Source organism: Serratia sp. CoH_122_TC_1 (assembly GCF_058191755.1).
This window is the reverse complement of record NZ_JBXWLA010000006.1, coordinates 11,985-35,007: the sequence shown is the minus strand read 5'-3', so window position 1 is coordinate 35,007 and position 23,023 is coordinate 11,985. Positions and strand designations below refer to the sequence as shown.

General features: G+C 52.2%; 22 protein-coding genes. 1 reads left to right on the top strand and 21 read right to left on the bottom strand.

The annotated features are described in order from the left end of the window. Nucleotides 1–70 precede the first annotated feature (70 nt). From phoU to asnC, 20 genes are all read right to left on the bottom strand, one after another. Nucleotides 71–805: a phosphate signaling complex protein PhoU gene (gene phoU / locus AC2FC2_RS09175; protein ID WP_209638080.1), complete on the bottom strand. Its 735-nt coding sequence runs from the start codon at nucleotides 803–805 to the stop codon at nucleotides 71–73. Between the two features lie 11 nt (nucleotides 806–816). Next, nucleotides 817–1,587: a phosphate ABC transporter ATP-binding protein PstB gene (pstB, locus tag AC2FC2_RS09170; protein ID WP_369804765.1), complete on the bottom strand. Its 771-nt coding sequence runs from the start codon at nucleotides 1,585–1,587 to the stop codon at nucleotides 817–819. Between the two features lie 54 nt (nucleotides 1,588–1,641). Further along, nucleotides 1,642–2,532 (bottom strand): phosphate ABC transporter permease PstA, encoded by an 891-nt coding sequence (pstA, locus tag AC2FC2_RS09165; RefSeq protein ID WP_265556634.1) that lies wholly within the window; start codon nucleotides 2,530–2,532, stop codon nucleotides 1,642–1,644. A 1-nt stretch (nucleotide 2,533) separates the two neighbouring features. Beyond that, a complete protein-coding gene (gene pstC / locus AC2FC2_RS09160) occupies nucleotides 2,534–3,490 on the bottom strand; it encodes a phosphate ABC transporter permease PstC (RefSeq protein WP_037421236.1) in 957 nt (318 codons plus the stop codon). 91 nt (nucleotides 3,491–3,581) lie between these two features. Then, complete coding sequence (gene pstS / locus AC2FC2_RS09155; protein WP_265556633.1) at nucleotides 3,582–4,622, bottom strand: phosphate ABC transporter substrate-binding protein PstS; 1,041 nt, start codon at nucleotides 4,620–4,622, stop codon at nucleotides 3,582–3,584. A gap of 336 nt (nucleotides 4,623–4,958) precedes the next feature. After that, nucleotides 4,959–6,788: a glutamine--fructose-6-phosphate transaminase (isomerizing) gene (gene glmS, locus AC2FC2_RS09150; protein ID WP_490659106.1), complete on the bottom strand. Its 1,830-nt coding sequence runs from the start codon at nucleotides 6,786–6,788 to the stop codon at nucleotides 4,959–4,961. A 280-nt stretch (nucleotides 6,789–7,068) separates the two neighbouring features. Beyond that, the gene (gene glmU, locus AC2FC2_RS09145; RefSeq protein WP_404760652.1) at nucleotides 7,069–8,439 is read right to left on the bottom strand and encodes a bifunctional UDP-N-acetylglucosamine diphosphorylase/glucosamine-1-phosphate N-acetyltransferase GlmU; all 1,371 of its coding nucleotides are present in this window, start codon (nucleotides 8,437–8,439) and stop codon (nucleotides 7,069–7,071) included. 297 nt (nucleotides 8,440–8,736) lie between these two features. Next, on the bottom strand, nucleotides 8,737–9,156 hold the full coding sequence (locus tag AC2FC2_RS09140; protein WP_209638090.1) for a F0F1 ATP synthase subunit epsilon: 420 nt from the start codon (nucleotides 9,154–9,156) through the stop codon (nucleotides 8,737–8,739). 20 nt (nucleotides 9,157–9,176) lie between these two features. Continuing rightward, nucleotides 9,177–10,559 carry a F0F1 ATP synthase subunit beta gene (gene atpD / locus AC2FC2_RS09135; RefSeq protein WP_020837712.1) on the bottom strand — a complete coding sequence of 461 codons (1,383 nt, stop codon included), beginning with the start codon at nucleotides 10,557–10,559 and terminating at the stop codon, nucleotides 9,177–9,179. Nucleotides 10,560–10,714: 155 nt separating this feature from the next. Continuing rightward, nucleotides 10,715–11,578 carry a F0F1 ATP synthase subunit gamma gene (gene atpG, locus AC2FC2_RS09130; RefSeq protein ID WP_209638091.1) on the bottom strand — a complete coding sequence of 288 codons (864 nt, stop codon included), beginning with the start codon at nucleotides 11,576–11,578 and terminating at the stop codon, nucleotides 10,715–10,717. Nucleotides 11,579–11,636: 58 nt separating this feature from the next. Next, nucleotides 11,637–13,178, bottom strand: a complete 1,542-nt coding sequence (atpA, locus tag AC2FC2_RS09125) for a F0F1 ATP synthase subunit alpha (protein ID WP_209638093.1) — start codon at nucleotides 13,176–13,178, stop codon at nucleotides 11,637–11,639. A 12-nt stretch (nucleotides 13,179–13,190) separates the two neighbouring features. Next, on the bottom strand, nucleotides 13,191–13,724 hold the full coding sequence (gene atpH, locus AC2FC2_RS09120) for a F0F1 ATP synthase subunit delta (RefSeq protein ID WP_209638095.1): 534 nt from the start codon (nucleotides 13,722–13,724) through the stop codon (nucleotides 13,191–13,193). Nucleotides 13,725–13,738: 14 nt separating this feature from the next. Continuing rightward, nucleotides 13,739–14,209 carry a F0F1 ATP synthase subunit B gene (gene atpF, locus AC2FC2_RS09115; RefSeq protein ID WP_004950476.1) on the bottom strand — a complete coding sequence of 157 codons (471 nt, stop codon included), beginning with the start codon at nucleotides 14,207–14,209 and terminating at the stop codon, nucleotides 13,739–13,741. A 58-nt stretch (nucleotides 14,210–14,267) separates the two neighbouring features. Further along, the gene (gene atpE / locus AC2FC2_RS09110; RefSeq protein WP_004093904.1) at nucleotides 14,268–14,507 is read right to left on the bottom strand and encodes a F0F1 ATP synthase subunit C; all 240 of its coding nucleotides are present in this window, start codon (nucleotides 14,505–14,507) and stop codon (nucleotides 14,268–14,270) included. Nucleotides 14,508–14,556: 49 nt separating this feature from the next. Next, nucleotides 14,557–15,333, bottom strand: coding sequence for a F0F1 ATP synthase subunit A (atpB, locus tag AC2FC2_RS09105; protein ID WP_265556630.1), 777 nt, complete (start codon nucleotides 15,331–15,333; stop codon nucleotides 14,557–14,559). Between the two features lie 21 nt (nucleotides 15,334–15,354). After that, a complete protein-coding gene (gene atpI / locus AC2FC2_RS09100) occupies nucleotides 15,355–15,738 on the bottom strand; it encodes a F0F1 ATP synthase subunit I (RefSeq protein WP_209638099.1) in 384 nt (127 codons plus the stop codon). A gap of 640 nt (nucleotides 15,739–16,378) precedes the next feature. Beyond that, nucleotides 16,379–16,999 (bottom strand): 16S rRNA (guanine(527)-N(7))-methyltransferase RsmG, encoded by a 621-nt coding sequence (gene rsmG / locus AC2FC2_RS09095; RefSeq protein WP_404760653.1) that lies wholly within the window; start codon nucleotides 16,997–16,999, stop codon nucleotides 16,379–16,381. A gap of 136 nt (nucleotides 17,000–17,135) precedes the next feature. Next, nucleotides 17,136–19,025: a tRNA uridine-5-carboxymethylaminomethyl(34) synthesis enzyme MnmG gene (gene mnmG / locus AC2FC2_RS09090; protein ID WP_265556629.1), complete on the bottom strand. Its 1,890-nt coding sequence runs from the start codon at nucleotides 19,023–19,025 to the stop codon at nucleotides 17,136–17,138. Nucleotides 19,026–19,406: 381 nt separating this feature from the next. Continuing rightward, complete coding sequence (gene mioC, locus AC2FC2_RS09085; protein ID WP_265556628.1) at nucleotides 19,407–19,847, bottom strand: FMN-binding protein MioC; 441 nt, start codon at nucleotides 19,845–19,847, stop codon at nucleotides 19,407–19,409. Nucleotides 19,848–19,944: 97 nt separating this feature from the next. After that, nucleotides 19,945–20,406: a transcriptional regulator AsnC gene (asnC, locus tag AC2FC2_RS09080; RefSeq protein ID WP_004950461.1), complete on the bottom strand. Its 462-nt coding sequence runs from the start codon at nucleotides 20,404–20,406 to the stop codon at nucleotides 19,945–19,947. A gap of 155 nt (nucleotides 20,407–20,561) precedes the next feature. On the opposite strand from asnC, the gene asnA reads away from it, so the two are divergent. Next, nucleotides 20,562–21,554, top strand: coding sequence for an aspartate--ammonia ligase (gene asnA / locus AC2FC2_RS09075; protein ID WP_209638103.1), 993 nt, complete (start codon nucleotides 20,562–20,564; stop codon nucleotides 21,552–21,554). 3 nt (nucleotides 21,555–21,557) lie between these two features. Here asnA and viaA read toward each other — a convergent pair whose 3' ends face one another. Beyond that, the gene (gene viaA / locus AC2FC2_RS09070; RefSeq protein ID WP_265556626.1) at nucleotides 21,558–23,021 is read right to left on the bottom strand and encodes an ATPase RavA stimulator ViaA; all 1,464 of its coding nucleotides are present in this window, start codon (nucleotides 23,019–23,021) and stop codon (nucleotides 21,558–21,560) included. Nucleotides 23,022–23,023 lie beyond the last annotated feature (2 nt).

Here is a 23,023-nt window from a genome sequence, read left to right as displayed (position 1 = left end):
GTATTTAAGGGTTTTAAACGGCATAAAGGCGCAGTTTTCTGCGCCTTTATAGGGTAACTCGCGAAGAGAATTACTCTTTTTTCTCGTCTGTACCGTCGGAAGACAACAGTTTTTCCAAGGCATCACCACCAATATGGCGGAAGTCCTGGCCTTTCACGAAGTAGAAGATGAATTCGCAAATATTCTGGCAACGGTCACCGATACGCTCAATAGAACGTGCGCAGAACAATGCAGTCAGCACGCTTGGAATAGTGCGTGTGTCTTCCATCATATAAGTCATTAACTGGCGTACAATGCCTTCATATTCCTGATCGACTTTTCTGTCTTCGCGATAAATTCGGATCGCTTCGTCCAGATCCATGCGCGCAAAGGCATCCAGCACATCATGCAACATCTGCACGGTATGGCGGCCAAGAGACTCCAGACTGACCAGCAGAGGCTGGTGCTGGTGCGAGAATTTCTCCAGTGCCGTGCGACAGATTTTGTCTGCCACATCGCCGATACGCTCCAGCTCAGAGATAGTTTTGATGATCGCCATCACCAAACGCAGGTCGCTGGCGGTCGGCTGGCGTTTGGCAATGATGCGCACACAGGCCTCATCGATTGCCACTTCCATCATATTGACCTTGGCGTCGCCTTCGATCACCCGCTTGGCCAACTCACCGTCCTGGTTATGCATCGCGGTAATGGCGTCAGTCAGTTGCTGTTCCACCAGCCCACCCATGGTCAACACCTGGGTACGGATGTGCTCAAGTTCTGCGTTGAACTGGCCGGAAATGTGTTTATTTAAATTCAGGTTATCCATGATGCATCCTATCAACCATAACGGCCAGTGATGTAGTCTTCGGTCTGTTTTTTCTGTGGCGCGGTGAACAGGGTATCAGTATCACTGAACTCGATCAGTTCGCCCAGATACATAAATGCCGTGGAATCAGAACAACGCGCGGCCTGCTGCATGTTGTGAGTGACGATCACCACGGTGTAGTCAGACTTCAGCTCGCTGATCAGCTCTTCAATTTTACCGGTGGAAATCGGATCCAGCGCCGAGCAGGGTTCGTCCAGCAATAAGACGTCAGGGCGAATAGCAATCCCGCGGGCGATGCACAAACGCTGTTGCTGGCCACCAGACAGGCTATAACCGCTCTGGTGCAGCTTGTCTTTGGTCTCGTTCCACAGCGCTGCCTTGGTCAGAGCCCATTGCACGCGCTCATCCATATCGGCACGCGAGAGCTTTTCAAACAGACGTACACCGAAGGCGATATTGTCGTAAATCGACATTGGGAACGGTGTCGGTTTCTGGAACACCATGCCAACCTTGGCGCGCAGCAGGGCGATATCCGAGTTATCCGTCAGAATATTTTGCCCATCCAGCAGGATGCCGCCTTCAGCACGCTGCTCGGGGTATAACTGATACATCTTGTTGAAGGTGCGCAGCAGGGTAGATTTGCCGCAGCCGGACGGACCGATAAACGCGGTGACCTTGTTTTTGGCGATATCCAGCGTGATGTTTTTCAGCGCATGGAATTTGCCATAGTAGAAGTTCAGATCGCGTACCTGAATTTTGCTGCTGGAAGCGTCAGTAACCATACTCATCAAGACTTCTCTCTTTTCATCAGCGCCGCCATGGCAGCGCTCAAAATTTTATGAATGCTTTTGCTTGGCGAAAACCACACGCGCCAAGATATTCAGTAGCAGTACGCACAGGGTAATCAACAGCACCCCTGCCCAGGCCAGCTCTTGCCATTCGGCAAACGGGCTCATGGCGAATTTGAAAATAGTCACCGGTAAGTTGGCGATCGGCTGCATCAGGTCTGTGCTCCAGAACTGATTCGACAGCGAGGTAAACAGCAGCGGTGCTGTTTCCCCGGCAATACGCGCAATCGCCAGCAGCACACCGGTGATGATGCCGGAAACCGACGCTTTCAACGTGATGGCGGAAATCATGCGCCATTTCGGCGTACCCAGCGCGTAGGCAGCCTCACGCAGCGTATCCGGTACCAGCTTCAGCATATTCTCGGTGGTTCGGATAACGATCGGCACCTGCAACAGCGCCAGCGCGATGATCCCAGCCCAGCCGGAGAAGTGCTGCATCTTCGCCACCACGATGGTGTACACGAACAGGCCCACGACGATCGACGGTGCTGATAGCAGAATGTCGTTAATAAAACGGATCACCTCTGCCAGCCAGGATTTACGGCCATATTCCGCCAGGTAAATGCCAGCCATGATGCCCAACGGCGTACCGAACACGGTAGCCCACAGGATCAGCAGACCGCTGCCGGCGATGGCGTTCGCCAGACCGCCGCCTGCGGTGTTCGGTGGCGGCGTCATTTCGGTGAACAACGCCAGCGACATGCCATCAATGCCTTTGGTCACGGTAGAGAACAGGATCCACACCAGCCAGAACAGGCCAAAGGCCATGGTCGCCATCGACAAAAACAGCGCCAATCGATTCTTCTGGCGGCGCCATGCCTGCATTTTGCGGCGGCTTTCTAACAGCGCCAGGTCGTTTTGCATTTCCATAGTCGCCACGTTAGCGTCCCTCATTCTTGGCCAGACGCATAACCATCAACTTCGACAGCGCCAGGACGATAAAGGTGATAACAAACAGAATCAGCCCCAGCTCCATCAGCGCTGCGGTGTGCACCCCTGATTCTGCTTCAGCGAATTCGTTGGCCAGTGCCGAGGTGATGCTGTTACCCGGCATATACAGTGAAGCACTGTCGAGCTGATAGGTGTTACCGATGATGAAGGTCACGGCCATCGTTTCGCCCAGCGCGCGGCCCAAGCCGAGCATCACGCCCCCGATCACACCATTCTTGGTAAATGGCAGCACGATACGCCAGATCACTTCCCAGGTGGTGCAGCCGATGCCGTAGGCCGACTCTTTCATCATCACCGGGGTTTGTTCGAACACGTCGCGCATTACCGCGGCGATGTAAGGAATAATCATAATCGCCAGGATCACCCCAGCAGCCAGAATACCGATACCGAATGCCGGGCCAGAGAACAGCTCACCGACAATAGGGATACCCGACAAAACGTCGCCGACCGGGGTCTGGAAATATTTGGCAAACAGCGGGGCAAACACGAACAGGCCCCACATGCCGTACACAATACTCGGGATTGCTGCCAGCAATTCAATGGCGATACCCAGCGGGCGTCTCAACCAGTTAGGTGCCAGCTCGGTCAGGAACAACGCAATACCAAAGCTGACAGGCACGGCGATAATCAGAGCAATCAGCGAGGTGACAACGGTGCCGTAGATAGGTACCAATGCACCGAATTGCTCAGCAGGTGCATCCCACTCTTTTGTCCACAGGAAGGAGAAGCCGAATTTCTGCATGCTCGGCCAGGAGGCAAAGATCAGTGAAACAATAATGCCGCCCAGCAACAATAGGGTAATCAGCGCTGCCAGTTTTACCAGCGCGCTGAAGATAACGTCACCATTTTTACTCGGTGCTTTAATGGTCGGCTTGTACTCAGCCATAGATCACTCTCTATTTTAACCCTGGCAGGCCCAACATGGGTTAGACCCTGAAAACTGAGTGGGGCGCGCTGAAACACGCGCCCCTGCGTTGTTAGTACAGCGCTTTACCTGAACTGTCTTTTACGTTGGATTTCCATGCTGCGCGCACCTGCTCGATAACTTCGTTCGGCAGAGTAGCGTAATCCAGGTCATTAGCCTGTTTGGCGCCCGTTTTGTATGCCCAGTCAAAGAACTTCAGGACTTCAGTGCCCTGAGCTGGGTTTTTCTGCTCTTTGTGCACCAGAATGAAGGTGGTGGACGTGATTGGCCACACATTGTCGCCTTTCTGGTCAGTCAGATCCTGAGCGAAGGTTTTGCTCCAATCCACGCCTTTGGCGGCAGCGCTGAAGCTCTCTTCTGTTGGGCTAACGGCTTTGCCGTCGGCAGAAATCAGCTTGGTGTAAGCCAGGTTATTTTGCTTGGCGTAAGCGTATTCAACGTAACCGATAGAGCCTGGCAGACGTTGTACGAAGGCTGCGATGCCGTCGTTACCCTTGCCGCCCAGACCGGTTGGCCAGTTAACGGTAGAGCCTGCACCGATTTTCTCTTTCCACTGTGCGTTGGCTTTTGACAGGTAGCTGGTGAACACGAACGAAGTGCCTGAACCGTCAGCGCGGCGGACAACGGCAATGTTCTGATCCGGCAGCTTAACGCCTGGGTTCAGTTTGGTGATCGCCGGGTCGTTCCATTTCTTCACGTTACCCAGGTAGATATCGCCCAGGGTTTTGCCGTCCAGGATCAGTTCGCCGGATTTGATACCCGGAATATTCACCGCCAGTACGACGCCACCGATCACGGTAGGGAACTGGAACAGGCCATCAGCAGCCAGTTTTTCGTCCGTCAAAGGCGCATCAGAAGCACCAAAGTCAACGGTGTTGGCAACGATTTGCTTCACGCCGCCAGAAGAGCCGATGCCCTGATAGTTAACTTTGTTGCCGGTTTCTTTCTGATAAGAATCTGCCCACTTGGCATATACCGGAGCGGGGAATGTCGCACCTGCACCGGTCAGGCTAGCAGCAGCGAACGCGGACACGGCGGTCAGGGAGAAAGTCGCTGCCACAATACTGGCGACGGTGGTACGCATCAGTTTCATAATCCCTCCTAATGGGATATTTAAAAATCGACTTCGAGTCGTTTTCATCAGAGTAAGTATTGCTGCAGGAGGGAAAATAGGACAGTTTGGTGACAGTAAAATGTACGAAATATGACAGTTATATTACAACGCAAAAAGAAACACAGTAATCAAATAAAAATCATGCAGTTAAAGACAAAAACACGCAATAATTAATCAATAAAAAAACACATTACATCTCATCTATCCGCTTGAATATGACAACTTTTATCCCGGCTGTCGCATCATTGTCATATTTGATTAGGCCATGAAAAAAGCCGGCGCAGTGGCCGGCTTCCAGAGTCTAACAAAGAGGGATTACTCTACTGTGACAGACTTCGCCAGGTTACGCGGCTGGTCAACGTCGGTGCCTTTGATCAGCGCAACGTGGTAAGAGAGCAACTGCAACGGCACGGTGTAGAAGATAGGAGCCACGATCTCTTCAACATGCGGCAACGGGATGATGGTCATGCCTTCGCTGCTGACGAAACCGGCGTCCTGATCGGCAAACACGTACAGCTGGCCGCCGCGCGCGCGCACTTCTTCAATGTTGGACTTCAGCTTTTCCAGCAGTTCGTTGTTTGGCGCAACCACGATCACTGGCATATCGGCGTCGATCAACGCCAGCGGGCCGTGTTTCAATTCACCGGCAGCATAGGCTTCCGCGTGAATATAGGAGATCTCTTTCAGCTTCAGCGCCCCTTCCATCGCGATAGGGTACTGATCGCCACGGCCCAGGAACAATGCGTGATGCTTGTCGGAGAAACCTTCCGCCAGCGCCTCGATGCTCTTATCCATCGACAGCATCTGTTCGATACGTGCCGGCAACGCCTGCAGGCCATGCACAATGTCATGCTCAACGCTTTCTGCCATGCCTTTCAAACGGCCCAAACGCGCCACCAGCATCAGCAATACCGCAAGCTGGGTGGTGAAGGCTTTGGTCGAAGCAACGCCGATCTCTGTACCGGCTTTGGTCATCAGCGCCAAATCGGACTCACGCACCAGTGAAGAACCGGCCACGTTGCACACCGCCAGCGACCCCAGATACCCCAGTTCTTTCGACAGGCGCAGCGCCGCCAGCGTATCGGCGGTTTCACCGGACTGCGACAGCGTAATGATCAGGCTACCTGGACGCACGGCAGACTTGCGGTAACGGAATTCGGATGCAATTTCGACGTCGCAAGGGACGCCAGCCAGGGATTCGAACCAATAACGCGCAACCATCCCGGAGTGGTAAGACGTCCCACAGGCGATAATTTGCACGTGCTGAACCTTCGACAGCAGTTCGTCGGCACGCGGGCCCAGCTCGCTCAGGTTGATTTGGCCATGGCTGAAACGCCCTTCAAGGGTATTCTTCAACGCCAGCGGCTGTTCATAGATCTCTTTTTGCATGTAATGGCGGTAAGCGCCTTTATCACCCGCATCGTACTGCACCTGGGATTCAATCTCAGGACGCTCAACGGCGTTGCCCTGCTTATCGAAAATGCTCACGCTGCGGCGGGTCATTTCTACCACGTCACCTTCCTCAAGGAAGATAAAGCGGCGGGTAACCGGCAACAGTGCCAACTGATCGGATGCCAGGAAGTTTTCACCCACGCCACGACCGATAACCAACGGGCTTCCGGAACGTGCGGCCACCAGCACGCTTGGGTCACGGCTGTCCATCACCACGGTACCATAAGCGCCGCGCAGCTGAGGGATCACACGCTGAACGACTTCCAGCAAAGTGCCACCCTGGCGCTGCTCCCAATGCACCAGGTGAGCAATAACCTCGGTGTCGGTCTCGGAGCTGAAGTGATAACCGCGTTCGATCAGCAGTTCACGCAGCGGTTCGTGGTTTTCGATAATGCCGTTATGCACTACCGTAATGTAATCAGAAACATGCGGGTGCGCGTTAGCTTCGGTAGGTTCACCGTGCGTTGCCCAGCGGGTGTGAGCAATACCAGTGCCCCCATGCAATTCATGTTGTTCTGCGGCTTCGGCCAGTTTATTCACTTTGCCTACGCGGCGTAAGCGGTTGACGCTCCCTTCCGCGTCCACCACAACCAAACCCGCTGAGTCGTAGCCACGGTATTCAAGTCGGCGTAACCCTTCCAACAGAATTTCTGCAATATCACGTTGCGCTACTGCGCCTACAATTCCACACATTAGTTGTATTCCTAATTAAACGCCTTTCGGGGCGCTTTCGATGTCTTGACCTGATTTTGCCGGTTATTACCGTGCTTCCCCGAGCCTGTAGATGGTGGGGATTATCCTCTTCATCTTTCGCGCTGCTGCGTTGTTGGCTACGAGTGCTCATCCCAGTCACTTAGCGAACTAAGCTCCTGGGAATTCACACTCTTGCCGCCTAGCAGCAACGCAAAATCTATTGAGGACTTTTATGTTTTGTATTGGGCTCGTAAGCAGAGCCCAACGCAAAACACACTCGTTATTTCTTCTTCACCGGGCGCTGCCAGCCCTGAATATGCACCTGCTTGACGCGGCTCAGCACCAGTTCGTCATCAGCGATATCACGGGTTACTGTAGTACCGGCAGCAATCGTCGCGCCTTTACCCACAGAGACCGGTGCCACCAGTTGGGTGTCAGAACCGACAAACACACCGTCGCCGATAAGGGTTTTATGCTTGTTGGCGCCATCGTAGTTGCAGGTGATGGTTCCGGCACCGATATTTACATCATCGCCAATCTCGGCGTCGCCAAGGTAACTCAAATGACCTGCTTTTGAGCCTTTGCCCAAGCGCGCCTTTTTCATTTCTACGAAGTTACCGACATGAGCACCGACAGCCAGCTCAGCCCCAGGACGCAGGCGAGCAAAAGGACCCACGGTACATTCAGCGGCCAACACCGCGTCTTCCAACACGCTGTACGGACTGATCTCGCAATCATCGCCGATCACGCAGTTTTTCAACACGCAGCCGGCACCGATTTTCACGCGATCTCCCAGCTTAACCGACCCTTCAATAATAACGTTGGCATCAATAGAGATATCACGACCGTGCACAAGTTCCCCACGGAGGTCAAAACGCGCCGGATCCAGCAGCATTACGCCCGCCAACAACAACTTTTCAGACTGTTCTGCCTGATAAATACGTTCAAGCCGCGACAACTGCAGGCGGTTATTCACACCTTCTACTTCGCTCAGGCGCGATGGGTGCACCGCTTCAATTTTCTTACCGTCAGCATGAGCCAACGCAATAATATCGGTGATGTAGAACTCACCCTGCGCGTTGTCGTTGTTCAGCATCCCCAGCCAGCGTTTTAGATCGCCGCCATTAGCCACCAGGATACCGGTGTTGATTTCATTAATTTGGCGCTGGGTTTCGCTGGCGTCCTTATGCTCGACAATCCCCACCACTGCATCGTTCTCACGCACGATTCGGCCGTAGCCGCTTGGGTCAGCCAGTTTCACCGTCAGCAAGCCAATGCCACCTTGTGGCTTCGCGGCCATCAAGCGTTGCAAGGTATCGACAGAAATCAGCGGGACATCGCCGTACAACATCAGCACGTCTTCGTCATCGGCAAAATGTGGTGCAGCCTGTTGCATGGCATGACCCGTACCCAATTGCTCGGCCTGTAACACCCAGTTCAGTGCGCCGTCAGTCAACGTACTTTTCAGCAGATCGCCGCCGTGGCCATATACCAGATGGACATTTTTCGCGCCCAATTTCATTGCGGCATCAATGACGTGCTGCACCATGGGCTTACCGGCTAATGGATGTAACACCTTGGGAAGATCGGAATACATGCGTGTTCCCTTGCCCGCGGCGAGGATCACCACACTCATTGTGCTGTTAGACATAAGCTACCTGATAACTCCATTTTAATAGACGAAAGTAGAACCTTTTAGTGACGATATTACTACATATTTCTCTTCACGAACCCGGCCCAGACCATGGGGCACTAAGCACGCCGCCGCTAAGACGCTCACAGCCCAGAGATTGGCAGAACTGTCGGCGATCGGAGACATTTTTAGCCTCTATAACCGGTTATAACACCACTGTGCCAACCTGGCTGAAATGCTTATTTTAAAGCAAAAAAAAAGCGACCAAATAGGCCGCTTTCTTAATTTTGACTGCGTTATAAACGAGCCAAAATATTACATCGTTCTTCTGGTGAGCTCGATAACGCGCAATTTTGCGATCGCTTTCGCCAGTTCTGCAGATGCCTGAGCATAGTCGACATCGCCATGAGAGCTGTTGATATGTTCTTCAGCTTTACGCTTAGCTTCCAACGCTCTCGCTTCGTCGAGGTCCGTTCCACGGATAGCAGTGTCAGCCAGCACGGTGACCACGCTCGGTTGTACCTCAAGGATACCGCCGGACAGGTAGATGAACTCTTCTTCACCGTGTTGTTTAACAATACGTACCATGCCAGGCTTGATGGCAGTCAGCAGCGGCGCATGGCCAGGGAAAATCCCCAGTTCGCCTTCGCTACCTGTCACCTGGATCTTTTGTACCAGGCCGGAAAACATATGTTTTTCCGCGCTGACTACATCCAGATGGTAAGTCATAGCCATATCACCCTCCTCTCAAGGCGTTACAGTTTCTTGGCTTTTTCCACTGCTTCTTCAATGGCGCCAACCATGTAGAACGCTTGTTCAGGCAGGTGGTCATAGTCGCCGTCCATAATGCCTTTGAAACCACGGATGGTGTCTTTCAGCGATACGAACTTGCCCGGAGAACCGGTGAAGACTTCTGCCACGAAGAACGGCTGAGACAGGAAGCGTTGGATTTTACGCGCACGGGATACGACCAGTTTGTCATCTTCTGACAGCTCGTCCATACCCAGGATTGCGATGATATCTTTCAGTTCCTGGTAGCGTTGCAGAATGGACTGCACGCCACGCGCTACATCGTAGTGCTCCTGGCCAACTACCAGCGGATCCAACTGACGGCTGGTGGAATCCAGCGGGTCAACGGCCGGGTAGATACCCAGAGAAGCGATATTACGGCTCAGTACCACGGTTGCATCCAAGTGAGCAAAGGTGGTGGCTGGTGACGGGTCAGTCAAGTCATCCGCAGGAACGTAAACGGCCTGTACGGAGGTGATAGAACCGGTCTTGGTAGAGGTGATACGTTCTTGCAGAACGCCCATCTCTTCCGCCAGCGTTGGCTGATAACCTACCGCAGATGGCATACGGCCCAGAAGTGCGGACACTTCGGTACCGGCCAGGGTATAACGGTAAATGTTGTCAACGAACAGCAGAACGTCGCGGCCTTCATCACGGAATTTCTCCGCCATGGTCAGACCGGTCAGAGCAACGCGCAGACGGTTACCCGGTGGCTCGTTCATTTGGCCGTAAACCAGGGATACTTTGTCCAGTACGTTGGAGTCGTTCATTTCGTGGTAGAAGTCGTTACCCTCACGAGTACGCTCACCCACGCCTGCAAACACGGAATAACCGGAGTGCTCGATCGCGATGTTACGGATCAGCTCCATCATGTTTACAGTTTTACCCACACCCGCACCACCGAACAGACCGACTTTACCGCCCTTAGCGAACGGACAGATCAGGTCCATAACCTTGATACCGGTTTCCAGCAGGTCCTGGGAGTTGGACAGATCTTCGTAGCTTGGCGCCGGACGGTGAATCGCCCAACGTTCTTCTTCGCCGATGTCGCCTTTCATGTCGATTGGTTCACCCAATACGTTCATGATACGGCCCAGGGTAGCTTTACCTACCGGTACTTCAATTGGGTGTTCCAGATCGTTCACTTTCAGACCGCGGCGCAGACCATCTGAGGTCCCCATCGCGATACAGCGAACTACGCCACCGCCCAACTGCTGCTGAACTTCCAGCACCAACTTCTCGGTACCGTTTTCTACCTCAAGAGCATTGTACACTTTTGGTACGGCATCCTGAGGGAACTCGACGTCCACTACGGCGCCGATTACCTGGATAATCTTTCCAGTAGCCATCTTGAATCCTCTACGTAATTCGTTTACCCGGCCTAGTTCAAACTGCTGGTGCGTTGACTGTCTTATCTCACCCCAGTGGCTTACTTTAGTAAGCGCCTGGGGACGTGCCAGTTGTCGCCTTCCCGCAATCTGAACGATTTAGGGTAATAACCTGGTTAAACCGCGGAGGCTCCCGAAACGATCTCGGTGAGTTCCTGAGTGATGCTGGCCTGACGAGCCTTGTTGTATACCAACTGCAGCTCTTTGATCAGGCTACCGCCGTTATCGGTTGCGGCTTTCATCGCTACCATTCGTGCGGCCTGCTCGCTGGCCAGGTTTTCCACGACGCCCTGATAAACCTGCGATTCCACATAGCGGCGCAGCAAGGTATCAAGCAGCACTTTTGGATCGGGTTCATACAGGTAATCCCAAGATTTTTTCTTCAGCTCACCGTCATCGGAAGGCGGCAACGGCAGCAGCTGAACGATCTGCGGTTCCTGGGACATCGTATTGATAAATTTGTTACTGACAATGTACAGCTTGTCCAAACGACCTTCGTCGTAGGCTTGCAGCATCACTTTCACCGGTCCGATCAGGTCTGACAGGGAAGGTTTATCCCCCATGCCGGTGACCTGGGCAACAACGTTACCGCCAACGGAACCAAAGAAAGAAGCCGCTTTAGAGCCAATCAGCGCCAAATCAACTTCAACGCCTTTTTCGGACCAGCCTTTCATCTCTGCCAACAGACGCTTGAACAGGTTGATGTTCAAGCCGCCACAGAGACCACGGTCAGTCGACACCACCAGATACCCGACGCGCTTAACGTCACGCTCATCCAGGTACGGGTGCTTATATTCCAGATTACCCAGAGCAAGGTGACCAATCACTTTGCGCATGGTCTCTGCATAAGGACGGCTGGCCGCCATGCGTTCCTGCGATTTACGCATTTTGGAGGCGGCGACCATTTCCATCGCTTTAGTGATCTTTTGCGTGTTTTGCACGCTCGCGATCTTACTACGTATCTCTTTTGCGCCGGCCATCTCTGCTTCTCCTCATTGCCAGACGGCCTGCTGTCTTTCAACTGCAGGCCGCTGAGCGTTACCAGGACTGGGTTTTCTTGAAGGTCTCGAGGATGCCTTTCAGCTTGCCCTCGATCTCATCATTGAAATTGCCAGTTTGGTTGATGTGGTTCAGCAACTCGGCATGCTCGCGGTCTGCGTAAGCAACCAGCGCGGCTTCGAAGCTCACGACTTTCGCGACTTCAACGTCGTTCAGGTAGCCACGTTCTGCGGCAAACAGGACCAGAGACTGTTGTGCGACGGACATCGGCGCATACTGTTTCTGTTTCAGCAGCTCGGTCACTTTCTGACCGTGGCTCAGCTGTTTGCGGGTCGCATCATCCAGATCGGAAGCGAACTGAGAGAACGCAGCCAGTTCACGATACTGTGCCAATGCGGTACGAATACCACCGGACAGTTTTTTCATGATCTTGGTTTGCGCTGCACCGCCCACACGGGATACAGAGATACCCGGGTTAACTGCCGGACGAATACCGGAGTTAAACAGGTTGGATTCCAGGAAGATCTGACCATCGGTAATCGAGATTACGTTGGTCGGAACGAACGCGGAAACGTCACCCGCCTGGGTTTCAATGATTGGCAGAGCAGTCAGTGAACCGGTTTGGCCTTTGACTTCACCTTTAGTGAAGGCTTCAACATACTCGGCGTTAACACGCGCAGCACGCTCCAGCAAACGGGAGTGGAGGTAGAATACGTCGCCTGGGTAAGCTTCACGACCTGGTGGACGACGAAGCAGCAGGGAAATCTGACGGTAAGCAACGGCCTGTTTGGACAGGTCATCATAAACGATCAGCGCGTCTTCACCGCGGTCACGGAAGTATTCGCCCATCGCACAACCTGCATACGGTGCCAGGTATTGCAATGCAGCAGATTCAGACGCGGTAGCAACCACAACGATGGTGTTTGCCAGTGCACCGTGCTCTTCCAGTTTGCGCACCACGTTAGCGATGGTAGACGCTTTCTGGCCGATAGCCACGTAGACACATTTGATGCCTGAATCGCGCTGGTTGATGATCGCATCGATTGCCAGAGCAGTTTTACCTGTCTGACGGTCACCGATCACCAGCTCACGCTGGCCACGGCCGATTGGGATCATGGCGTCAACAGATTTGTAGCCAGTTTGAACTGGTTGATCTACAGACTGACGCTCGATAACACCAGGGGCAATAGCTTCAACCGGGGAGAAACCGTCGTTATCAACCGGGCCTTTACCGTCAATAGGTGCGCCCAGGGTGTTAACTACACGGCCCAGCAGGCCACGGCCAACCGGAACTTCCAGAATACGGCCAGTACATTTTACCTTCATGCCCTCGGCCAGATCCGCGTACGGACCCATAACCACGGCACCTACGGAGTCGCGCTCCAGGTTCAATGCGATTGCGTAACGGTTACCTGGCAGTGCGATCATTTCGCCCTGCATAACTTCGGCCAGACCGTGTACGCGGATGATCCCGTCACTGACGGAAACAATAGTACCTTCATTGTGAGCTTCGCTCACCACATTGAACTGAGCAATGCGCTGCTTGATCAGTTCGCTGATTTCGGTGGAATTCAGTTGCATGCTCCAGTCCCCTTAAGACTGCAAGACGTCTGTCAGGCGTTCAAGACGACCGCGAACGCTGCCATCAATCACCATATCGCCAGCACGGATAATTACGCCGGCCAGTACAGACTTGTCAATTTTGCAATTCAGCTTAACTTTGCGTGACAGACGTTTTTCCATCGCAGCGACAATATTTGCCTGCTGTTTGTCGCTCAGTGCGCTCGCAGAGAGCACGTCGACTTCGACGGTGGATTCCAGCAAGGCGCGCAGTTCGGTGAACTGCTGCAGCACGGCAGGAAGAACCAGTAAACGTCCATTTTCGGCCATTACACGGATAAAGTTCTGGCCATGTTCGTCGAGTTGATCGCCACATACCGCGATGAACGTCTTGGACAGCATCTCTGGCGCCATAGCGCCAGACAGCAGTTCAGAAATCTGTTCATTGCGAGTGACATCAGCAGCAAACGCCAGCATATCCTGCCAGCGCTCTACGCTTTGATGCTCAACGGCAAAGTCAAAAGCTGCTTTGGCGTAGGGGCGAGCTACAGTTACAAATTCAGACATCAGCCCCTCCCTCCTTACAGTTCAGCGACCAGTTTATCAACGATGTCGCTGTTAGCAGCTTCATCCACGGAACGTTCGATGATCTTCTCGGCGCCGGCAATTGCCAGCATCGCGACTTGCTTACGCAACTCTTCACGAGCGCGCTTACGTTCGGCTTCGATCTCAGCCTGAGCCTGCGCCACGATTTTGTTACGTTCCTGCTCGGCTTCGGCTTTCGCTTCATCCATGATCTGAGCTTTGCGTTTGTTTGCTTGCTCGATGATCACCTGAGCTTCTGCTTTAGCAGTTTTCAGCTGGTCGGTCGCATTGGCTTGCGCTAAGTCCAAATCTTTTTTGGCACGTTCTGCAGAAGCGAGACCGTCAGCAATTTCTCCCTGACGCTTCTCGATGGCTGCCATAATCGGCGGCCATACGTACTTCATACAGAACCAGACAAACAGAACGAACGCGATGGCCTGGCCGAGGATTGTTGCGTTAAGATTCACAGCACAATGCCTCTTTAAAAGTTAAATAGTGTGGTTTCAGTGTAGAGAAATTCTCTACTTACGCGACAGCAAACATCACGTACAGACCCAGACCAACAGCGATCATCGGGATGGCGTCAACCAGACCCATAACGATAAAGAACTGTGTACGCAGCAGAGGAATCAGGTCAGGCTGACGTGCAGCGCCTTCCAAGAATTTACCACCCAGGATGCCGATACCGATCGCAGCACCGATTGCCGCTAAACCCATCATCACAGCGGCAGCCATGTACAGCAGATCCATACTCAGGTTTTCCATGACAGTCTCCAGTTTGTTTCAGTTTAAAAGTGCAAGTGTTTTAAGAAAATCAGTGCTCTTCAGATGCCATCGAGAGATAGACAATCGTCAGAACCATGAAAATAAAGGCTTGAAGCGTAATGATCAGGATGTGGAAAATAGCCCAAGGCAAGCTCAGGATCCACTGTGACCACCACGGCAACAGACCAGCAATCAGGATGAAGATCAACTCACCCGCATACATGTTGCCGAACAGTCGCAGGCCGAGTGAAACAGGCTTGGACAGCAGGCTGACACCTTCAAGAATCAGGTTGATAGGAATGAATACTGGGTGGTTGAACGGCTGCATGGTTAACTCTTTAACGAACCCACCAACGCCTTTCATTTTAATGCTATAGAACAGAATCAGGATAAACACACCCAACGCCATCGACAGGGTGACGTTTACGTCAGCTGTTGGCACCACGCGTAATGCCGGCAGACCGAGCTGAGCCCCGATGAACGGCAAGAAGTCTACCGGGATCAGGTCCATCATGTTCATCAGGAATACCCAAACAAACACCGTCAGCGCCAGCGGAGCAATGACCTTGCTCTTGCCGTGATACATATCTTTGACGCTGCTGTCGACGAATCCAACGACCAGTTCCACTGCGGTTTGCAGTTTGCCCGGCACACCGCTGGTGGCGTTTTTGGCAACCTTGCGGAAAATCACCAGGAACAAAACCCCGAGGACAACGGAGAAAAACATCGAGTCGAGGTTAATCGACCAAAAACCAGTCCCGACCTGAAGTTGCGTCAGGTGGTGACCGATATACTCCTGTGGACTGTTGTATCCCTCTGCAGACATGATGCCTCTACCCTTATTTAGTTAATTTCGGTAACTGTTAATCACGGCGGGTGCCACTATCTGCACCACTAACACCGCTAAATAGGTCAGGCCAAGCGGTATAAACGCCGCTTTGAACACCCCAAGCGCCACGATCAACAAAACTATGGTGATCAAGACCTTCAATCCTTCGCCGATGGCAAACGACCAGGCAACCCGACCGGGTGCCGGCGTCTGCGCCTGATGGCGCAAGGCAAACAGCATAAACATGGTACTCGGCAACCAGGCAGCCAGACCGCCCGCCAGTGCCGAACCGCTCCATTCCAGGCTTTTCAGACCGAAAGCAGCGCTGATCAGAACAAAAGTCATTAACTGCAGAAACAGCAATTTGCGAGCAACTTTTCCGCTGTAAAGGGACACAGACATGACGTTTGTTCTCTCCGTACCCCAGAGTGGGTATGCTGAGTGACGTATAAAACTGTCTTTGCTGCTCTGAGTCAAGCTGCAAAAAACGAGCAAATTATACGGGGCATACCAACGAATTCAATCGATAAGTAGCGAAAAGGTGAACAATTATTTAAATTTCCCCATTTGAGGCTATTTTCACAAGAAAACAGTCGGAATAATAGGGCTCATTTAATTGTCTGATTATTCCAGCGTTACAGTAAGAAACGTGGTACTGCTCACAGTAATACCTGTTTCTGATTTATAGCCCATCAAAAGCAAAAGCGTCTTTAGCAAATTGGGCGATCAAAAAGATATTATAAATCAAAATATTACAAGTTAACTGTTCAAAAACAATCCGTATACCCGATAAAAACCTTTTATTGACAGCTTCGGGGACAATATTACAACAGGCAATTAACATTAGCAGTAAAGCAAGATCCTTCACTTATCGTTGCTAACGTAACTATTACGATCTGCAATTACCTTATTGTCGCTAATTGGCGGCTATTTTTGTGTTAATAAAAAGTAAATTAACTAAAAAAACCATCATTTAATTAGCCTGCTTATCTTCCCTATTGCCACTATCTTTTAATTCACGCTTATTTGATCAAAAACAAACTCAGTTTGCCTTAAGGATGATCAGATGGCGTTCACCTTCAAGCTCCGGCACCTGCAGACGTACCACCGATTCCAGTTGTATGCCTTCTGGCAGCTGAGTCAGTTCTTCGTCCGGACGCACCCCTTTCAGCGCATAGAAGCGCCCCTGCCCTTTTGCCGGCAGATGATGACACCAGGACAGCATATCTTGCAGAGAAGCAAAGGCACGGCTGATAACACCGTCAAACGGCGGCTCCGCCGGGAAATCCTCAACACGACTTTGCACCGGTTCAATGTTAGTCAGACCAAGCTCATGTTGTACCTGGCGTAAGAAACGCACGCGCTTGCCCAAACTGTCCAGTAAGGTGAAGTGAGCATCAGGACGAACGATCGCCAGCGGAATGCCTGGTAAGCCAGGGCCGGTGCCAACGTCGATGAAACGAGAACCTTGCAGATGTGGATTTACCACAATGCTGTCGAGAATATGGCGTACCAGCATTTGCTGCGGATCACGCACTGAAGTGAGGTTGTAAGCTTTGTTCCACTTGTCCAACATACCAACATAACCCAGCAACTGCTGTTTTTGCTGATCGGGAAGCGCAATGCCTGCTGCCGACAGCAGCGAGTCTAATTTTTTCTGCACAACGTGTCCTCTGACAGGCGCGGAACGGCAAGCCGGTTAGGGCTGGCCAAGGTGGCGACTATGATAATTCAGGGTTGGGGTGATGTCAGCGATCGTTTGTTTATCAAGTAAACAAACGATCGCCTAAAAGCAGTATTTATGCGCTGCGGCGCAGCAGCCCCTGCTTTTTCAGCCAAATCAGTAGAATTGAGATTGCCGCAGGGGTAATGCCTGAGATACGTGAAGCCTGGCCGATCGAGTTCGGCTTATGGTCATTCAGTTTGGCAATTACTTCATTCGACAGACCGGAAACTTGCTGATAATCGAGATCCAAAGGCAGCACCGTATTTTCATTGCGCTGCTGTTTTTCGATCTCTTCCTGCTGGCGAGCAATATAACCTTCGTATTTTACCTGTATCTCAACTTGCTCAGCGGCTTGAACATCAGCCAGCGGTGGTGCGAATGCCGCGACAGAGGTCAATTGGGTGTAATCCATTTCTGGACGACGCAGCAGCTCTTCACCGTTGGCTTCACGCGATAACGGCGCTTTCAACAGTGCGTTGACCTGATCGACGTTCTCAGCATGCGGATGCATCCAAATGTCACGCAGGCGCTGGCGTTCTTGTTCGATACGCTCGAGTTTTTCGCTAAAGCGTGCCCAGCGGGTGTCGTCAACCAAACCCAACTCGCGGCCTTTTTCGGTTAGGCGGATATCGGCATTGTCTTCACGCAACATCAGGCGATATTCGGCACGAGAGGTGAACATACGGTACGGCTCTTTGGTACCCAGCGTGCTGAGATCGTCCACCAAGACGCCGAGGTAAGCTTGATCGCGGCGTGGAGACCAACCTTCATCTTCGTTGGCATAACGGCCTGCATTCAGACCCGCTAATAAGCCTTGAGCAGCCGCCTCTTCATAGCCGGTAGTACCGTTAATTTGCCCAGCGAAGAACAGGCCCTGGATAAATTTGCTTTCCAGTGTCGGTTTCAGATCGCGTGGATCGAAGAAATCATACTCAATGGCATAGCCTGGTCGAATGATCCGAGCATTTTGCATCCCTTCCATTGAGCGAACAATCTGCATCTGCACGTCAAACGGCAAGCTGGTGGAAATGCCGTTTGGATAAATCTCATTGCTGGTCAGGCCTTCTGGCTCGAGGAAGATCTGGTGCGCGTTACGATCGGCAAAACGCATCACTTTGTCTTCGATCGACGGGCAGTAACGTGGGCCGATCCCTTCGATGATCCCGGCATACATCGGGCTGCGATCGAGGTTATTGCGGATCACGTCGTGCGTTTTTTCGTTGGTGTAGGTGATGTAGCACGCCATTTGTTCTGGGTGCTGTTCCGCATTGCCCATAAACGAGAATACGGGGATAGGAGTATCACCGTGTTGCGGTGCCAATACGCTGAAATCGATAGTCCGGGCATCGATACGCGGAGGCGTACCGGTTTTCAAGCGGTTAACACGCAAAGGTAACTCACGTAAGCGCTGTGACAATGAGATCGACGGAGGATCCCCTGCACGGCCACCACTGTAGTTTTCCAGGCCGATGTGAATCTTGCCGTCCAGGAAGGTACCGACGGTCAGCACAACCGCCTTGGCGCGGAATTTCAACCCCATTTGGGTCACCGCCCCGACGACGCGATCGTTTTCCACAATCAGATCTTCGACGGGCTGTTGGAAGATCATCAGGTTTGGCTGGTTTTCCAGTGCGGTGCGTACAGCTTGGCGATACAGCACACGGTCTGCCTGAGCACGAGTGGCTCGCACCGCTGGGCCTTTGCTGGCGTTTAGTATCCTAAACTGGATGCCTGCATGATCGATCGCAGTCGCCATTAGGCCGCCAAGTGCATCAATTTCCTTAACCAGATGCCCTTTACCAATACCGCCAATCGCCGGGTTGCAAGACATCTGCCCCAACGTATCGATATTGTGTGTCAATAATAAAGTCTGACGCCCCATGCGTGCCGCAGCCATAGCGGCTTCGGTACCGGCATGTCCACCACCGATGATGATGACGTCAAATTGCTCTGGATAAAACATGGAACTGCACCTCGCCGTATTGCGAACGATCGTTGTTTGCCCTGGGGTGGGCGATTCTACTCAAGTTTAGTCGATCGACCAAGTGGTCAGGATCGTAGGTAATTAAAAGAAGATCTTTTTTATTTAAAGATCTCTTTATTAGATCTCTTATTAGGATCGCGATCTTCTGTGGATAAGTGATTATTCGTGATTGAGATCAGCGAATTAAGGAGGATCGTTAGCTGTGAATGATCGGTGATCCTAAGGCTTATAAGCTGGGATCTAAATGGCATGTTATGCACAGGACAAAAAGCGACCTAAGGTTGTTATTGGGATAACTACTGGTTTTACCCTGCTTTTAAGCTTAGTTATCCACAATCGTTCGGGTGAACTTTGTACGAATTAGAGTAAATTAATCCACTTTTTCACCCATTCCTCAGCTGGATCCTCAGGAATTTCGTGTTCAGTCACGTCGATCTCTAGCCGATCGCCGATCCTTTTCGCTCCACGAGCAATCAGAAGATCGTCGATCCGTTGGATCGCACCACAGAAAGTATCGTATTCAGAGCTGCCTAAACCCACTGCACCGAACTGCACCTGGGATAAGTCAGGAAGCTGTTCTTCTATTTGTTCCAGCAGGGGTTGCAGATTATCCGGTAAATCACCGGCGCCGTGGGTAGAAGACACCACCAGCCAACGCCCGGACAGGGTCAGTTCATCCAATTCAGGGCCATGCAGGGTCTCAGTCGTAAAGCCCGCGGCTTCCAGCTTTTCAGCCAGGTGCTCGGCTACGTACTCAGCACTGCCAAGGGTACTGCCACTGATCAGAGTAATGTCTGCCATGAAATGAATGATCCCAACCTTCTCAAAGTGGCAGCATTGTACGCTGTGAATCGGCTGGGATCTACCTGTGGATAATATGGGTATAGTAAATAATTGGCTAAGGAGTGATGGTACGCATGATGGGGTTCTGCAGCGAGATCAGGGTTTCAGTAGACTGGATCTCGTCTATCGTCTGGATCTTGTTGATAAGTACTTGTTGCAACGCATCTATCGAGCGGCACATCACCTTAATGAACACGCTGTAATGGCCGGTGGTGTAATAAGCCTCTACCACTTCTTCCAGGCTTTCGAGCTTTTTCAGCGCGGAAGGATAGTCTTTAGCACTCTTTAATATAATGCCGATAAAACAACAGACGTCGTAACCCAATCGTTTGGGATTTACGTCTACCCGCGCACCGGTGATGATACCGGCTTGTTTCATCTTCTCTACCCGCACATGAATAGTGCCGGGGCTCACTGCAAAATTCTTCGCCAGTTCGGCATACGGTGTGCGTGCGTTCTCCATCAGGGCGTTAAGGATGCCGCGATCGAGATTATCGATCTGATAATTTTCAGCCATTTAATCCCCCACTCATTGCTGATTATTGAATTATTACCGTATCAAAATGAATGATTAAAAGTGAAAAGGCAATATTGATTAGTGGATATTGAATTACGGTGCGATTCTGTTGCTTAATCAGTGGCAACAGAGACAGATTTATAAGAGATACGGCAATGAAAAAACAGTTTATCCAAAAACAACAACAAATCAGCCTGGTTAAATCCTTCTTCTCTCGCCAATTAGAACAGCAGCTGGGTTTGATCGAGGTGCAAGCACCGATCCTCAGCCGCTTGGGCGATGGTACCCAGGACAACTTGTCTGGCAGCGAGAAAGCTGTGCAGGTAAAGGTAAAAACGTTGCCGGATGCGACCTTTGAAGTGGTGCATTCACTGGCCAAGTGGAAGCGTAAGACACTGGGCAGCTACGACTTCGGCGCTGGTGAAGGCCTGTATACCCATATGAAAGCGCTGCGTCCGGACGAAGATCGTCTGAGCGCGATCCATTCGGTCTATGTCGATCAATGGGACTGGGAGCGAGTGATGGGCGATGGCGAACGTAGCCAGGATTACCTCGAAAGCACCGTGCGCAGCATTTATGCGGCGATTAAAGCGACCGAAGGTGAGGTCAGCCGCGAATATGGCTTAACGCCGTTCCTGCCAGAACAGATTCATTTCGTGCACAGCGAAACCCTGTTACAACGCTACCCTGAGCTGGATGCCAAAGGCCGCGAACGCGCGATTGCCAAAGAATTGGGCGCGGTATTCTTGATCGGCATTGGCGGCAAACTGTCACACGGTAAATCACACGATGTGCGAGCGCCGGATTATGATGACTGGACGACGCCAGCAGCAGACGGCCTGGCCGGTTTGAACGGCGATATTCTGGTATGGAACCCGGTTCTGCAGGACGCGTTTGAGCTTTCATCCATGGGGATTCGTGTTGATGCCGGCGCACTGAAACGCCAGTTGGCGCAAACCGGTGATGAAGACCGCTTAGCACTGGAATGGCATCAATCACTGTTGCGTGGCGACATGCCGCAAACTATCGGTGGGGGTATCGGTCAGTCGCGTCTGGTGATGCTGCTGCTGCAACTGTCTCATATCGGCCAGGTACAATGCGGTGTGTGGTCACCGCAAGTACGCGAAGCGGTCGACGGGCTGTTGTAATTATCAGCGCCGCCAGCGGCGCATCAAACGGCTTTTTAACCCGGTATCAAAGCGCCAGATATGATCGAATATGCGCATGATGCCGGGTTTGCCGTAGCTGGACATGGCCACCGCGTGAAAACGCTGTTGGTGGCTCTGCTGCTGCTGTTTCACCTTCTTTATTACGTCTTCCGGCAACCGCTGGGCGATAAAATCTGAAATGATCACCGCGTCGGCGTCAAACCAACCGCTTTCAGCCATTTTGCTCACCGTAGCGTTCAGGCATGCCGCCAGATCGGTACCGCCGCGAAAGTGTTGACCAAGAAAACGCACTGCTTGCTCAATACCGCTGGCCGCCGTGAGTTCGTAATGCACGATTTGATTGGCGAATAACATGATGTAGCAGCGGCGGTTATCTGCTAACGCAATGCGTAACAGCGCCAGGCAGAAGGCTTTTGCGCACTGTTCATTAAACCCGCCCATGGAACCTGAAGTATCCACACAGACAATAAATGGCCCGCGAGGCTGTTGATCCTGTTGCTGGTGGGTAACCTGACGGATCGTGATCTGTTCCTGCCAGACATCGCCTTGCAGACGATAACTTAACAGCCGTTTTTCCAGCAGCCGGCGATAAAATTCAAACTCCAGCTCTTCAATGCCCAACGTAACCAGCTCGGGCGGCAGCAGACGAAGAATGTCGTCGCTTTGATGAATACCGCTAACTTCCTCAGGCAGCGTGGCCGGCACCTGCACCATCACGCGAAACGGCTCCGGCAGCGCATCCTGTTGCTGCACCGCTTTGGCCTGATAGCTGCGACCAAGCTGCTGCGCCAGCTTTTTCAGCTCGGGCTGTTGCTGTAAAAAGTTGCCGTACTCCACCAGCCTCTGATAGTCACCGCGCTGCAAATGGCCTTTACTCATATCCCACAACCGCCCCGCGGCAGTGTCATTTTCCGACAATACCGGCTCTAGCGCACCACTCAACGCCAGGCGTTCCTGCAATTCGGCCATCAGTTGTTCACGTTCCTGTTCCAATAACTGATGATGCATCATGGTAGCCTGCAGCGTCAGGCTGATACGCCAGCGCTGTAGAAACAGGGTTTGGAAGCTGTCATCCAGCGGATGGTTAGGCAGATCCGCTGCATCCACCAGCGTGCGGGCCTGCTCATAGAAAGGAGAAACCAGTTGGCGCAGTAGGTCCAGGGTGTCATTAAGGTTATGAAAGAACTGGGTGTTGTTTTCTAATTGGCACTGTTGGTAGCGATAAAATTCCTGTGCCAGCGCGGGCGGTACCATGGCCTCATGAAGGCGTTCTTTGAGTTGCAGCTTCCAGCGCGGTAGATCGTTATCCAACGCTCGACGTATTGCTGGAAACTTTTTGAAGAAAACCGTCAGCTGCGGCGCGGCCAGCATGCCGATGATCATCTCCTCGATCAGCTCACCTTCGGTGATCGCTAACAGCAGATCGAGTGTTTCCAGACTGAGCATAA

Excerpts from the sequence above, each read along its gene's own strand:
- phoU (WP_209638080.1), bottom strand. The coding sequence starts at position 805 with ATGGATAACCTGAATTTAAATAAACACATTTCCGGCCAGTTCAACGCA.
- pstB (WP_369804765.1), bottom strand. The coding sequence starts at position 1,587 with ATGGTTACTGACGCTTCCAGCAGCAAAATTCAGGTACGCGATCTGAAC.
- pstC (WP_037421236.1), bottom strand. The coding sequence starts at position 3,490 with ATGGCTGAGTACAAGCCGACCATTAAAGCACCGAGTAAAAATGGTGAC.
- pstS (WP_265556633.1), bottom strand. The coding sequence starts at position 4,622 with ATGAAACTGATGCGTACCACCGTCGCCAGTATTGTGGCAGCGACTTTC.
- glmS (WP_490659106.1), bottom strand. The coding sequence starts at position 6,788 with ATGTGTGGAATTGTAGGCGCAGTAGCGCAACGTGATATTGCAGAAATT.
- glmU (WP_404760652.1), bottom strand. The coding sequence starts at position 8,439 with ATGTCTAACAGCACAATGAGTGTGGTGATCCTCGCCGCGGGCAAGGGA.
- AC2FC2_RS09140 (WP_209638090.1), bottom strand. The coding sequence starts at position 9,156 with ATGGCTATGACTTACCATCTGGATGTAGTCAGCGCGGAAAAACATATG.
- atpD (WP_020837712.1), bottom strand. The coding sequence starts at position 10,559 with ATGGCTACTGGAAAGATTATCCAGGTAATCGGCGCCGTAGTGGACGTC.
- atpG (WP_209638091.1), bottom strand. The coding sequence starts at position 11,578 with ATGGCCGGCGCAAAAGAGATACGTAGTAAGATCGCGAGCGTGCAAAAC.
- atpA (WP_209638093.1), bottom strand. The coding sequence starts at position 13,178 with ATGCAACTGAATTCCACCGAAATCAGCGAACTGATCAAGCAGCGCATT.
- atpH (WP_209638095.1), bottom strand. The coding sequence starts at position 13,724 with ATGTCTGAATTTGTAACTGTAGCTCGCCCCTACGCCAAAGCAGCTTTT.
- atpE (WP_004093904.1), bottom strand. The coding sequence starts at position 14,507 with ATGGAAAACCTGAGTATGGATCTGCTGTACATGGCTGCCGCTGTGATG.
- atpB (WP_265556630.1), bottom strand. The coding sequence starts at position 15,333 with ATGTCTGCAGAGGGATACAACAGTCCACAGGAGTATATCGGTCACCAC.
- atpI (WP_209638099.1), bottom strand. The coding sequence starts at position 15,738 with ATGTCTGTGTCCCTTTACAGCGGAAAAGTTGCTCGCAAATTGCTGTTT.
- mnmG (WP_265556629.1), bottom strand. The coding sequence starts at position 19,025 with ATGTTTTATCCAGAGCAATTTGACGTCATCATCATCGGTGGTGGACAT.
- mioC (WP_265556628.1), bottom strand. The coding sequence starts at position 19,847 with ATGGCAGACATTACTCTGATCAGTGGCAGTACCCTTGGCAGTGCTGAG.
- asnC (WP_004950461.1), bottom strand. The coding sequence starts at position 20,406 with ATGGCTGAAAATTATCAGATCGATAATCTCGATCGCGGCATCCTTAAC.
- asnA (WP_209638103.1), top strand. The coding sequence starts at position 20,562 with ATGAAAAAACAGTTTATCCAAAAACAACAACAAATCAGCCTGGTTAAA.
- viaA (WP_265556626.1), bottom strand. The coding sequence starts at position 23,021 with ATGCTCAGTCTGGAAACACTCGATCTGCTGTTAGCGATCACCGAAGGT.